The following is a 13,560-nucleotide window of genomic DNA, read 5'->3' on the forward strand; positions in this document are numbered from 1 at the left end:
CCGCTGCGCTTAACCGAGCACCCTCGCGATGCTGCGACTCAGGATCTGCACGGCTTCTTCGATCTGATCGTGGGTGATCACCAACGGACAAAGACACTTGATCACCTGACCGGAATGACCGGATGTTTCGATCATCAGGCCATTTCTGAACGCTTCCACCGTGATTTTACTCGCCAGATCTCCAGACCGGACATCGATACCGCGCATCAGGCCGAGCCCACGCTCCTCGGCCTCGATATCGTAGTTTCTCAACGTCTCCACCAACCCGAGAAAGCCTTTCCTGACGATCATTTCTTTCTGCCGGGTTTCTTCCGCGAAAGTGTCGTCGGCCCAGAAGTGCTCCAGCGCCCTGGCAGCAGTGACCATCGCGGGGTTGTGCCCGCGAAACGTGCCGTTATATTGCCCCGGTTCCCACAGGTCGTGCTCCCGGCGAATCAGGACTTGCGAAAAGGGTAGTCCGTACCCGGACAACGATTTCGAATTGGTCACCATGTCGGGGACGACACCCGCGTGTTCGAAGCTGAAGAATTTTCCGGTTCGACCGCACCCCGCCTGGATGTCGTCGATGATCATCAACATATCGTGGGTCCGGCAGATTTTTTCCAGTCCTTGCAGCCAGGCCGTCGACGCGACGTTGATACCTCCTTCTCCCTGCACCACTTCGACGATGACAGCAGCCGGATGGTCGAGGCCGCTCGATCGATCGGACAGGAATTTCCTGAAATAGGCGAGCGTATCCACACCCCCACCGAAGTAATTATCGAACGGCATAAACGCGCCACCCATGATTGGCAATCCGGCGGCGGTCCGGAACTTCGCGTTTCCTGTGACGGCAAGCGAGCCCATGGTCACGCCATGAAAACCATTGGTGAACGAGACGATGTTGCTGCGGTTTTTTACTTTTCGGGCGAGGCGGATCGCGGCTTCGACGGCGTTGGTGCCGGTGGGGCCGGTCAGGTGTACCTTGTAATCGAGCTTGCGCGGTTTCAGGATTAGCCGGTCGAATGTATCGAGGTACGCATACTTGGCCTTCGTCCAGAGATCCAGCGAATGAACGATGTTGTCCCCCCGGAAATACTCGATGACCGCTTCCTTCAGAACCGGGTGGTTATGCCCATAATTCAATGTCCCGGCGCCGGCGAGAAAATCGATATATCGCGTGCCGTCTATCGAATAGATTTCCGCGCCTCGTGCCTTCGAAAAAACCACCGGAAAAGAGCGCGAATAAGTGCGGACGCTGGATTCGAATTCGGGCAACCTCTCGAGCATGTCTTCCATGATTCCTCCTGCATCGCGTTTGGTCAGAGTCGTCTCTGCGCTACATCGAGCTCACCTCGATGTCCGCTTTGTCGAAGCATGTGTCACGACGAATTTTTGTAGCAATAACCGATGAGCCCAAGAACGATGATTAGCACGCCCACCCAGGACGTCAGATCGGGAATCGGTTGATGCATGAAGGCGATTCCGGCCACCAGCGTAATCACGACTTCACCCGCCAGCGTCGCATCGACGGCCGCAATCTGCATCGCGGACGTCGTGCTGTTCCGGGCGAAATAAAATAGTGACGTCGCGCAAACACCAGCCAGGAGCGCGACCATGAAGCTGCCGAGGAATTGCTGTGCTGAGGGTGCCGGCGGTTGTATTGCGAAAATTAGCGCAAGCCAGTACGGCACGGACCCGAGGCTCATCAGCAGAACGCAAGCCATCGGGTTTTCGAGAACTTCATTGTCGGACAACCGCAGGCGGCCGAGCTGATTGTGTTTCGCGCTATTGACGAACTGATTGCCGATCGGATACGCGATAGCTGCGATCAACGCGGGCAACGCGCCGTGAATCACTTCCGAAACTGCGATGCCCTCCTTGATCCTGCCGTAATTCAGGACGAGCACGCCCACTACGATCAGGAAGGAAAACGTCAAGCCCTTGCGGGGCATTTTCTTGCCGAAAAGCATCAGGACAAACGGGCTTGCCAGTACCGTCAGTTGCCAGGTCGCAGCGACGACCCAGCCATGCGCGAAGTCGGCGGCGAGACAGATTCCGGAATAGAAAACCCCGAATCCGATGCCGCCGGCCAGCGTCCAGAACAGCAGGTTCCGGAAATAATTGGCCACCACACGCCTGAAATACGCGCTGCCCCTGGAAATCGGCAGGATCGCCGAGAGCAGTACTAGCATGAAAAGAAACCTCAATGCCGCCGACCAGAGCCAATGCCCCCCCTGCAGGTGCATGACTTCATTTAGCAGGAACGTGGCACTGAAGAACGCCGAACTGACTATGCCGATCAAAACCAGTCTGAATGTGGACGGATTCGTCATGCCCGACTGGGGGTCAGTTTTCGTCGCGGCGTGCATATACTTTCCCGATTACCCATTTGTTCATGGCATGTACCACTTCTTCATGGAAAGAAAACCGTCCTGGCAGGCACCATCTTGAGTTGACACCTAGTTGTTGACGTTCGCAGATTCGGTTGTCCTCATCGATCACCATGTCCCACCGGGAGATGTAGCGTGGTGAGATATCCTTGAAATCGTCTCGCGCCACGGTACTTTCCGGGAAGCAATACCCCACGTGCACTTTGGTGGTAGTCGGAGTTTCGGGAAGCTTGTTGATCCACCAGCTCGAATCCTGGGTCGTCACGAGAAAGAAACCGGGGTAGATCATTGTGAAGTAAGTTCCCGTCGCCTCCTTACCGGAGATGCCGGGAATCTTGGGGAAGATCTTGCCATTGTCCACAGATGTAACGGAAACCGTGCGGGGATATTCGAAAAAGGTGGTTTCGTATTCACCCGACGACGGTTGCCTCGGGAAAACCTGCTGCCCGATGGAAACGGGATGTACTGTCGGAGCGTGATAGTCCTCCATGTCCACCTCGGTATACAACTTCCAGTTGCATTTGACGAGGTGATTTTTCTCCATAACGCAGCGCATCTTCTGCAGCTGATACCCATGCATCTTGTCCGGCAGGTCGCCCAGAAACTCCATCAAAGGCGCGGCATCGGTGTCGAAATTGATGAAGATGAAACCTTCCCACGTCTCGACCCGAATCGGCACCAGGCCATTCTTTTCCTTCGCGAAATTGATGCTCTTTTTCATGTCCGGCGCACCCATCAGCGAGCCGTCCAGGTCATACCCCCAGTTATGAAACGGGCATCTGATCATCTTGACGGAGCCTTCGCCATCAAGCAGACGGGCACCGCGATGCCGGCAAAAATTCTGGAACGCAGAAATCCCGCCCTCCGGGTTTCGCAGCACGATGACCGATTCGCCTAGCAGATCGAAGACGAAATAATCGCCGGCAGTGGGTACTTTCTCTTCTCTGCCGACAAACAGCCAGTACTTGAAAAAGATGTTGTCGATTTCCGCCTGGAAGAACTCATCTGATTTGTAGCACTCCGGCGGCAGGGAGCTTGTTTCCAGAAAGTGGCTTTCCGTTGTTTCGAAAAGCGCCTTCTGGTTCGTTTCCAAAAAATTTCTTTCGGGGTTCACGATCAAATCTCCTCGAGTCATTTTTCTTGCCGTTTGTGAGGCAGGTCGGTCGACGCTCAGTTGCATGCACAGCGCAACGCGTATCTCGTTGTCATCGACGAGAGCCACCGTCGAGCGCGGGCGATGTGAGGCGGAATCTGCGTGAGCGAAGGAATCTCAGGCATTCACCCCGCATTCCTGCAGTTTTTGCGCTGCGACCCGCTTTAGATCCACGGATGCGGCTTTCCTTGTCGGACTGCATTCCGTTGGCTGCAAAGCGATCGAGAACGTCCCGCTGCCGAGTTGACGCAACGATTCAACCAGCGCTTCGCCGCACAGGATGTTGATAGACCGGATGAGTTCCGGGTAGCTCGACGGCACCTCACTTAGCACGCGCCTGAGCAATATAGGTCCGGTGTCCACGCCCTTGTCGATGAAGTGCACGGTCACGCCCTGGGCCTTTCCTTCGAGAATGGCCCATACATAAGGGTTGTTGCCCCTGATCTCCGGCAGTAGTCCAGGGTGCACGTTGATGATGCCCAGATTGCACTCGTGAATGACGGATTCCTTGATGATCCGTGTATCCCCAAGAACGGCCAGGTGGATGCTAGCTGCGCGGATCAGATCGACGCATGCCGTATCGTTGTGGTTTTCAACGATGCGATAGGGAATGTTCTTCTTCCTGCACAGCGCTTCCACGTCGCCGATTTCGACGAAATCGTCCAGCTCCTTAAGGACACTTCGCTGTTCCTCCACGCCGTCCTGACCTGGCAGCGACGCTTCCTCGATAACCAGTGCGGGTACGAAATCCGCTTCGATCAAGGCGTCGAGCATCGTGCGACCACGAGGATGGTTCCTGAAATTCAGGTAGACAAACTCGATCTCGCGCTGCATCGCACGCAGACAGAAAGAAATATCGCTGATCAACATGGTCTCAAGATCCTTTAAAAGAATCCGGACTGCCGTGGAGACGGGCGGGCCGATGAACTATCGTCGCGCATCAGCCTCGGTAATCGAGATCGGTTTGTTCTCGTTCAGAAATCAATCGCTCGCCGGATAAGCGCCGTCCGGCCCATGCGTTTCATCGCCGTTGAGCGCCGGTGAGAATGTGCAGGCAATGACAATGTCGGTCTCGCAGGTAACGATGTGGTGGTCGTGCTGGTTGAGGGCGTACATCATTCCAGGTTCGACAGGAAATATCTCCTGGGTCGCGACATTTTTTATTTGCGCCGATCCAGATATGCAATACACGCACTCGAGATGATGCCGATATTGCATCTCTGTTGTCGTGCCGGCATACATCGTGGTGATGTGAAACCCGAAACCCATGCCGTCTTTTCTTAGCAGCAATCGCACGCTGTCCCAGGTTTTTTCTTTTTTGTGACGTTCAGTCCCGATGGTGTCTTTGATATTCCTGACAATCATGCTGGCTCCTCGCCCCTGAAGAGGGTCTGTCAATTAGATCGGATCTCAATCACATTTTTACTTTGATTGCATTTCGCATCGTCAGTTTGACGAACGGTAACTGCGATTCGCCTGAAGGTCATCCGGAAAAATACGGAAGGTCCGAGAAAATCGAAAATCCCCGGTTTTGATCATGATGACGGGCACGTGCACTAGAGAAGGGCTTTATCGAATCAGACCGGACACTGTTTGAACTATCCATGCATCGGAATTTTGCGATAGAAATCGATGCATTGTGGTTCCGTATTTTTACGGATGATCGGGTGTGAAAATCTGGCTATAGTCGGATCGAATTCATCTAAAAGCCCGCTTCGTGATCTGGCGATCCCAGGTTTCGGATTAATAAAATGGAGCCGGTGAATCATGCAGGTGTCGATCCGGAATTCTCGGAATTCCGTGTGGCGTTTCAGTGTTTTCGGGGCAGGCATATAACCTGAGCATGCGTCTCCATCAATTCGGGCGAGTGAATATTACTTAAAGAATGAAAATATAAGAACTTATCGGACCACGGTTTTCGTAAGGAGTCGATCTTGCATTCTGCGAGCCGTCTTCTCTTTGATCTTGCGCCAAACGAGGGTGGATCGCATGTTTATCCAAATATTTCAATCTCACCTGAGTGATTCCGCGGATCGCATTGCGATCTGCTCGCAAGACAGCAATCTCACGTATGGGGAACTCAACACACAGGCCGAGTCGCTGGCGCTGACGCTCGGCGCGAACGGCGTCAAACCGGGCCAGCTCGTCGTGCTGTTCATGCCGCGTTCACCGGCGATCGTCATGGGGATGCTGGCGATCATGATGGCTGGCGGCGCATATACCGTGGTCGAGGCGAATGGCGCTCCTCACGAGCAGTTGAAGCAGATAGCTGACATAGACGCCGATTTTCTGATTGTTTCCAGCGAACTGACCCATCTCGCCGGTGAGACCGGTTTGCCTTGGTGCACGTCGCATGGGGCGCCGGCCGACATGCGTGCGCCATTGGAATCGCGGCTTGTGCCCGCGCCGGGCGACGCGACCGCCTATGTGCTTTTCACATCCGGCTCTACGGGGGTGCCCAAAGGCGTCGCAGTCAGCCACGACAATCTCGCGCATTACTGCACGGGCCTCATCGTGCGACTCGGTCTGCCGGACGGAATGACGTATGCACACGTAAGCACGCTGTCGGCCGATCTTGGTAACACCTGCCTGTTCACGGCGCTTTGGACCGGGGGCACACTGTATCTCGCCGGCGAGCACGAGCGTAAAGATCCGCTGGCGATGGTCTCGGCGTTGAACCGTCATCGTGTGAACGTTCTCAAGATCACGCCGACCCACTGGAAATCGATTCTTGCCGTCGCGCAGGCCGCAGGCGAGCATGCGCCGAAGCTGGAGTGGCTAATACTGGGGGGCGAGAGACTACAGACGGCGCTTGCCCGCAGGACCCTGGAGAGCGGCGTTACCCGGCGCCTCGCGAACCACTACGGGCCAACAGAAAGCACGATTGGCGTAACCGTGCAGCCGGTCGCCCTGGCGGCGCTCGGTGACGACGGGGACGCGACCGTTCCGATTGGTCGCCCGTTCGGCCGGACCACGCTCAAGATCAGAACCGCCGAAGGCATATTCGGCACAGCCGATATCGAGGGGGAGTTGTATATCGGCGGTCCGTCCGTCGCGCAGGGCTACCGGAACCGGGAGGAGGCCACACGCGAGCGTTTCGTCGAGCTGGAGAACAGCACCGGCCGCTATTACAGGACCGGCGACTGGGTGCGCGCGGACGGCGAAGGGACGATCACGTTCCTTGGCAGGGTGGATCGTCAGGTCAAGGTGAATGGTTATCGGGTCGAACTGGAACACGTCGAGCGAGCCATCCGTAGCAAGGCGGACATCGGTCACGTGGTTGTCGTGCATCACCGTCATCAGGAACACGATTATCTGTTGTGCGCGTATGAAGGTCTGGCGCAGGAGCCGGCCGCGCTTCGCCGCGAGATGCAACATATCTTGCCCGGCTATATGATCCCCGTTGTCTTCGAGCACTATGCTTCGCTGCCGACCAATCAGAACGGCAAGATAGACGGCGGCACCATCAAGCAGCTGCTGATCGACACATTCTCGCGCAGACACGCTCCCGGCGCGGCGTACCTCGCATCAGCACACGCAGACGACGATCTCCAGACCTTCATCACACGCGTCTTCCGCAAATATGTCGGCGAACGATGCTATTCGCCGGACGATAACTTCTTCGATCTGGGAGCTGATTCGCTGGATGCGATTCAGCTCATCGCCGAGCTCCAGTTGAGCGGCTATCCGGTCAGCGCGCACGCATTCCTGGAGCGTCCGACCGTAAGGGGGGTGCTAGCGATGATCGACGGCGAGCAGGCGAGAACCGCGCCTGCGCCGGCTCCCGAAGAAACGGCCGACAGGTGGCCGTGTTCGCCAGCCCAGCAAGAATTCCTGAAGCGCGGTTTCGCCGAACCGAACCGGTGGAACCAGGCCATGGTGCTCGAACTCGGAGTCCAGCTCGATCCACTGGTGCTTGAGCGCGCGTTTGACCGCCTCGTTTCCGAACATGCGTTGTTGCGCGCCGGCTTTCACCGCGACGAAGCGCTCGGGCAGTGGTATTTCCGCTCCCAGCCGACGGTGGATTCGATTCTGTCCATTTGCGCGGCGCAGGAAGCACCATGGTCCGACCTGGGCCCGTTCGTGAACGAGCGGTACGGGCACCTTGCCTCGCAACTCGACATCGAGAGTGGGCAGACGTTTCGCGCGGAGTTGTCGATCATCCGGGGCAAACAGTTCCTTCTGCTCGTGGGACATCATCTCGCCGTCGACGTCATTTCATGGCGAATCCTGCTGGACGATCTGATGCGTCACTATTCGGTGCTGGAAGGTGTCGAACCGGCTACCCGGGCAATCCGCTCCTGTACGTTCGGACAGTGGTGCCAGCACCTGGAGACCCACCAGGCGCGCCTCTATGCGGATCGGAATTACTGGCTGGAGCAGCCTCGCCAGGAGCCGTTCTCCGCATCGCATGCAGGCGTGGAAGCGCATTCGGGTACAGCGTGGATCGCCTTTAGCGCCGTGGAAACAGAAGCGCTGTCGAAGATCGCTGCGTCGCAGAATATGGGCATTGACCGCATGTTGCTTGCCGGATTTTTCGAGCAGTGCGCGGATGCGCGTCCAGACGAGGTCGTGCAGGTCGACGTGGAGAGCCACGGTCGTTTGTCTCTCTCCCCCGACGTCGATGTATCGCGCACGATCGGGTGGTTCACCTCGACATTCCCTGTTGCGTTCGAACGCGGGCAAATTACATCCATTGGGTTGGCGAGCGCATTGCACGAGCGTCTGAACCGCTTACCCAATCTGGGACATGCCTATACGCTGATCGATGGTATGCAACATGGCACGCGTTCGCGATATTGCTTCAATTTTCTTGGCCGGCAGCGCCTCGGCTTGCGAAACGACTGGAAGATGAAGCTTGTCAGTATCGAATTGCCCAGTCTCAGAGGCGCGCAAAACGACCGGGTCTATGACCTGAAGTTGACCGGGAAGATTGTCGACGGACAACTCATTCTCGATCTGAATTTCGATGCGAGCGCGGATACCGCGCCATCCATCGAACAGTTCGTCCTGAATCTGAAAGAGCGTATTTTGCAACCGGTGGATCCGGGCTTGCGTTCGAGTGGCCCCCCGCGAATGCACGACGCGAATTCGTCCGGTGCGTTGTGGAATATTCCCGCCGATATTGTGTCGTCCAACGGCGCGGACCGGAAACGCCGCTCATATGAAAGCATCTTCGTGACCGGCGCGAATGGCTTCATCGGCATCTACGCACTATACGAACTATTGTTGAGTACCGACGCGCACATCATCTGTCTGGTTCGCGACAGTGGAGACGAAAGCGCTGCGAGCCGGCTGTTCGATGCATGGTCGGCATTCTTCGATCCCAACGAACTCGAATCGCGGTGGTCGAGAATCTCGGTGATAGCGGGTGACATCACGCAACCCTGCCTCGGTATGAGCGACGTCGAATGGGACATGACGAGCCGCTCCGCGGATGCGATCTATCACTTCGCTGCCGATACTCGCTTGGTTGGTAGCACCACGGAGATGCGGGCAAGCATCCTGCACTCGACGAGAGAAATTGTCAGGCTCGCAGAGCAGGGACGCCAGAAAGACCTTCACTTCATGTCCACCCTCGCCGTGAGCGGCATGTGCGCGGGCGATGAACCGCGTACCTTCGACGAGGATTCACTCGACGTCGGCCAGACCTTCTTCAACGAATACGAGCGCACGAAGTTCGACGCTGAAGTACTGGTCAGGAACTTCGCGTATCAGGGGCGCAGCGCATTCATCTACCGCTCGGGAAACGTCACCGGACATTCGGAGACCGCCTTGTTCCAGCGCAACGCCACAGCCAATCGCTGGGTTCAATGTCTGCGGGCCATTGTCACGATCGGGAAAGCGCCGCGTGTCTATACCGAGCGCATCATTCTGAGCCCGGTCGACATCGTCGCCCGAGGCATCGTCGCCATTTCGCTGGACAGCAACGTATCGGGAGGCACATTCCATGTGGACTCCGAAAGTGCGGTTCCCGCGAGTATGTTCATCGACTCGATCGAGGCCTTGGGCGCTCCCATCGAACGCGTCGACAACGCGAATCTCGCAGAGCTGTTCCGGCATTCCGGCCGGCTCGATCACGCGGACATCGCGCTCGGTTACTTCTGGGCGGTGAGAGGCAGCCGCAACATACGGTACGACAACAGCAGGACGCTTGCCATGCTGGCGAGTTCGGACATCGCCTTCAGGCCGCTCGATAGCGCGTGGGTGACACGCTTCGTCGAGAACCTCCGGCAGTCCGGGGCGCTGGCGGTAGGCGAGCGGCGCGACCCCTCACGTCGAATTTCAGAGTTCATTGCTCAATAAGCAGCTTAGACAGGATAACAACATGATCAACCATCGAGTCGCAGCGGTGTCGGGCGGAACCTCCGGTATCGGCTACGCGGTACTGGAGACATTGGTACAAGCCGACGTCAAAGTCAGCTTCAGTGGACGGCGCACCGAGCGCATCCAGCAAATTGCCGTTGAGCATAACGAAAGCCGCCATCGTGTCGAAGGTGTCGCTGCAGACGCGGTGGACGAGGATCATGTAGACAGGCTCTTTGAAGCGGCAAACCACGCGTTCGGTGAGCGCCCCTCGGCGTTTGTCCTGTGTGCGGGGCGGGGACTTCCGGGTTCGGTAACGGGTTCGGACGCATCCCTTTGGGAGGAGCTTTTGCGCGTCAATGTGTTGGGAGTCATGCGCCAGTTGCGTGCCTGTGCGACCTTCTTCAAGGACACGTACCGCTCCGCCAGCGGCGACATCAGGGATATCGTCGTGATCGGTTCCACGGTGGGTCGCACGTTGTCGGCTGGTAATCCCGTCTACGGGGCGACGAAGTTCGCGCTGCATTCGCTGGTCGAATCGTTGAGGGTGGAACTCTGTGAACACAGTGTTCGCGTCAGCTTGATCGAGCCAGGATTCGTCAAAACAGAGTTTCAAGCCACGGCCGGCTATGACATGAAATGGTTCAACGAGATCGAGCAGACCCAGGGACCGTTGTTGTCCGCCCAGGATGTTGCCACCTCGATCCGCTTCGTGCTCGAGCAACCTCCCCACGTGCACATCGACGACATCCGGATCCGGCCTACCCGTCAACGCGCATGACCTGTAGATGCAACTTCGTTTCGTAACCTGCTAAGGAAAGCACTCATGGATACCCTTACTTCGTCGCCGTCGAAAGCTACGGTCCCCGCCGTGGTTGCTCGCGAACTCAATACCGAAACACTGCTGCAACTGGCTACCCGAAAGATCGGGGCGATTCACGTGAAGGGGTTCTACTCCGCCGCGGTCGCTGAAAAAGCGGCGGAACAGGCAATCGATCACCCCAAGCTCGGGAACTACAACAAGAAATACACCAGTAGCGTCGGGCGGATCTGCATGCCGCACATCGATTCCGAGTGGAATGAAGACGCCGCCCAGAAATATCACAGCGAAGCGATCGGCAACATTCACGATTTGCGAACGATGTTCGCACCGCACGTCACACCTGCCGATCATGTTCGTCTGCTGCTGCAGGAATACTGGCCTGGTGGCGCCAACATCCAGCGCCTGCACGGGCGGACCTGTTTTGTGGGGGCGATCCGCGTCTTCAAGCCCTCGACGTCGAAGTTCTATCCACATCACGATCGCATCGACGAAGAGTCCGATGCACCGGAGCTGGCCGGCATCGTCGAGCAGCTCGTGGCGAACATGTACCTGCGCACGCCCACGCAAGGAGGCGATTTGCAGTTGTGGTTGCGCGATCCGTCCGAAGATGAAAAAGTGCTGATTCGGGATGTCGAAGGGCTGCTTCCCGAGAGCGTCGAGGAGCCGGCACTGGTACTTCACCCGGACGCCGGCGATCTCATCATCTTCAGTTCGAGAATGCTGCACGCGGTCACGCCAAGCCGCGACAGCTATCGCATCGGTATGGCGGCCTTCATCGGCTGCTACGGACCGGACCGTCCGCTGGGTTACTGGAGCTGAGATCGGTCTGCGCCAATGTAGAGTCGGGGCGCGCGCCCCGGCACCGCGAATATGACGACATGGGTTCGGATTTTCAGCATCGAGACAATCGATGCGGATACGCTAGCGCGGGCAAATGCGCTCCTAGGCGCGCGGCCTCATTGCAGGCGCCCCAATCTGCTTGAGTATCGGCTAGAACACTGTGGTGATCGAGAAAGAGGTTCCATTGACCTCTTTTGCCGGGCGTACGGCCTCGACCACGCTGTGCTTTCCCACGCGTTCGGACTCGATCATTACCGGTTGATGGCGCTCGATATGGACTCGACGCTGATTCCGATGGAGTGTATCGACGAGCTGGCGAGCCTGGCGGGTGCCGGAGCAGCGGTACGCAGCTTGACAGACGATGCGGTTCGAGGCGTGACGGGCGACTATAAGGACAGCATGCGTACCCGGGTGCGTATGCTGCGCGGGCTTGAGCAGCACGCTCTGGATCGTTTTCTGAGAGAGCAGATCACACTTACGCCAGGCGCAGCCGCGCTTGTCTCCGCTGCACGCAAAGCAGGTCTGAAAACCCTCATTGTGAGCGGCGGATTTCAGTTCGTGGCCGATTACGTTGGCCACCTGCTCGGGATCGACGAGGTAGTTGCGCACACGCTTGGAATTGCCGATGGAAAACTGACTGGTCACCTTGAAGGCGAGGTGATCGACGCTGACGAAAAATCGCGGATAGTCGGCCGGTTCTGTGAGCGACTCGGGATTGCCCCGAACCAGACGATCGCCGTGGGCGACGGAGCAAATGATATCGGCATGATCCGGTTCGCCGGCCTCGGCGTCGGATTCCGACCGAAGCCGGCACTACGCGAAGTCTGTTCGGTCAAGCTCGACGTTTCCGGGCTAGACGGGCTTCTGGTTGTTCTCGATGCAGCATGATTTCGCCCAGGGAGGTGTGATGAGTGCGCTAGAAGAAGCGATGAAAGATGCTGCTGCGTCAGGCATCGAGTTTGCGTTCGCCGAAACCAATGGACTGCGGATGCACTATGCCCGCAAGGGGCGCGGAAAGCCTCTGGTTCTATTGCACGGCTGGCCTGAATTCTGGATGGTGTTTCGTCCGTTGATGGAGCGCCTCGAGGACGAGTTCGAACTCATCGTGCCGGATTTGCGCGGCTTTGGTTTTACAGGTAAGCCGTTCGCGGGGCCCGATGAAAACGCGACCGCCGATACGCATGCGGAAGACATCAAGGGGCTTTTCGATGCGCTGGGACTCGCGAGCGCGGGCGTAGTGGGTGGGGACCTCGGTGCGTATGTCCTGCAAGCGTTCGCTCAGCGGTTTCCGGCAAGGCTCGAGCGTGCGTTCTTTTTTTGCACGCCGTATCCGGGCTTGGGCTCACGGTATGGCGCACCCGATCATCTGATCGAGGTCTGGTATCAGTATTTTCAGCAACTGCCCTGGGCTGCCGACCTGATAGGCGCATCCCGGCAATCGTGCAAGCTATACCTGTCGTACTTCCTGAATCACTGGTCTGGTGACAATCACGATGTCTTCAAGAACATGATCGAGATATACACGGACATGTTCATGATGAACAACAACATTCAAGGCGGCTTCGACTGGTACCTGAGTTCGGCGAGAAACCGGCGCAAGTGGCTGGAAGGGACATTGCCCAGGCCGCCCGTCATCCATACGCCAACCCGGTTCCTGTGGGGCCGGTTCGATCCGCTGATCAAGGCCGACTGGTGCGACAAGCTCGACGAGTATTTCTCGAACTATTCGATCGATTTCGCGGACACCGGACACTTCGTGCACTACGAAGCCGCCGATCTTTGCGCGAGGGAAATACGTTCGTTCTTCGGTCGTCCGGAGCTGACTTGCTGAGGCCGTCGGTAAGGTCCGGCAAAGCGATTTTTTCCGATGTCTCCGTAGTTCTACGGATGTCCAGTGAGACGGGGGGCGTTATTGTCAATCGGGCGCACTGTCGCGACCATGGGCGAGCTCAATGCGAAGCACGGCGAGGCCATCAATCCGGAATGCAGAACCGGGGCAAGTCTTTTTTCGCCACAATTTCACGCAGATTTTCGAGCGACGCAAATGGAGCGCGAGATAGATAAAT

At 57.3% G+C, this 13,560-nt stretch carries 10 protein-coding genes; 5 read left to right on the forward strand and 5 right to left on the reverse strand.

The genetic code is table 11. The features are described from left to right. Positions 1–9 precede the first annotated feature (9 nt). The 5 genes from ectB to FNZ07_RS19545 form a co-directional block, all read right to left on the reverse strand. On the reverse strand, positions 10–1,278 hold the full coding sequence (ectB, locus tag FNZ07_RS19525) for a diaminobutyrate--2-oxoglutarate transaminase (protein WP_091018408.1): 1,269 nt from the start codon (positions 1,276–1,278) through the stop codon (positions 10–12). A gap of 83 nt (positions 1,279–1,361) precedes the next feature. After that, complete coding sequence (locus tag FNZ07_RS19530) at positions 1,362–2,315, reverse strand: multidrug resistance efflux transporter family protein (protein ID WP_170275796.1); 954 nt, start codon at positions 2,313–2,315, stop codon at positions 1,362–1,364. A gap of 13 nt (positions 2,316–2,328) precedes the next feature. After that, a complete protein-coding gene (locus FNZ07_RS19535) occupies positions 2,329–3,594 on the reverse strand; it encodes an aromatic ring-hydroxylating oxygenase subunit alpha (RefSeq protein WP_143098157.1) in 1,266 nt (421 codons plus the stop codon). A 48-nt stretch (positions 3,595–3,642) separates the two neighbouring features. Beyond that, positions 3,643–4,395 (reverse strand): formyltransferase family protein, encoded by a 753-nt coding sequence (locus FNZ07_RS19540; protein WP_091018401.1) that lies wholly within the window; start codon positions 4,393–4,395, stop codon positions 3,643–3,645. A 111-nt stretch (positions 4,396–4,506) separates the two neighbouring features. Then, entirely contained in the window at positions 4,507–4,890 is a 384-nt protein-coding gene (locus tag FNZ07_RS19545; protein WP_091018398.1) for an ectoine synthase, read from the reverse strand. Between the two features lie 624 nt (positions 4,891–5,514). On the opposite strand from FNZ07_RS19545, the gene FNZ07_RS19550 reads away from it, so the two are divergent. From FNZ07_RS19550 to FNZ07_RS19570, 5 genes are all read left to right on the forward strand, one after another. Then, the gene (locus FNZ07_RS19550) at positions 5,515–9,831 is read left to right on the forward strand and encodes a non-ribosomal peptide synthetase (protein WP_091018396.1); all 4,317 of its coding nucleotides are present in this window, start codon (positions 5,515–5,517) and stop codon (positions 9,829–9,831) included. A gap of 22 nt (positions 9,832–9,853) precedes the next feature. After that, a complete protein-coding gene (locus tag FNZ07_RS19555; RefSeq protein ID WP_091018393.1) occupies positions 9,854–10,612 on the forward strand; it encodes an SDR family oxidoreductase in 759 nt (252 codons plus the stop codon). Between the two features lie 45 nt (positions 10,613–10,657). After that, the gene (locus tag FNZ07_RS19560) at positions 10,658–11,473 is read left to right on the forward strand and encodes a 2OG-Fe(II) oxygenase (protein ID WP_091018391.1); all 816 of its coding nucleotides are present in this window, start codon (positions 10,658–10,660) and stop codon (positions 11,471–11,473) included. 294 nt (positions 11,474–11,767) lie between these two features. Beyond that, positions 11,768–12,382, forward strand: a complete 615-nt coding sequence (gene serB, locus FNZ07_RS19565) for a phosphoserine phosphatase SerB (protein ID WP_170275797.1) — start codon at positions 11,768–11,770, stop codon at positions 12,380–12,382. 19 nt (positions 12,383–12,401) lie between these two features. Next, positions 12,402–13,325, forward strand: coding sequence for an alpha/beta fold hydrolase (locus FNZ07_RS19570; RefSeq protein ID WP_143098156.1), 924 nt, complete (start codon positions 12,402–12,404; stop codon positions 13,323–13,325). Positions 13,326–13,560 lie beyond the last annotated feature (235 nt).

The organism is Paraburkholderia megapolitana (assembly GCF_007556815.1).
In the GTDB taxonomy this organism is placed as follows: domain Bacteria; phylum Pseudomonadota; class Gammaproteobacteria; order Burkholderiales; family Burkholderiaceae; genus Paraburkholderia; species Paraburkholderia megapolitana.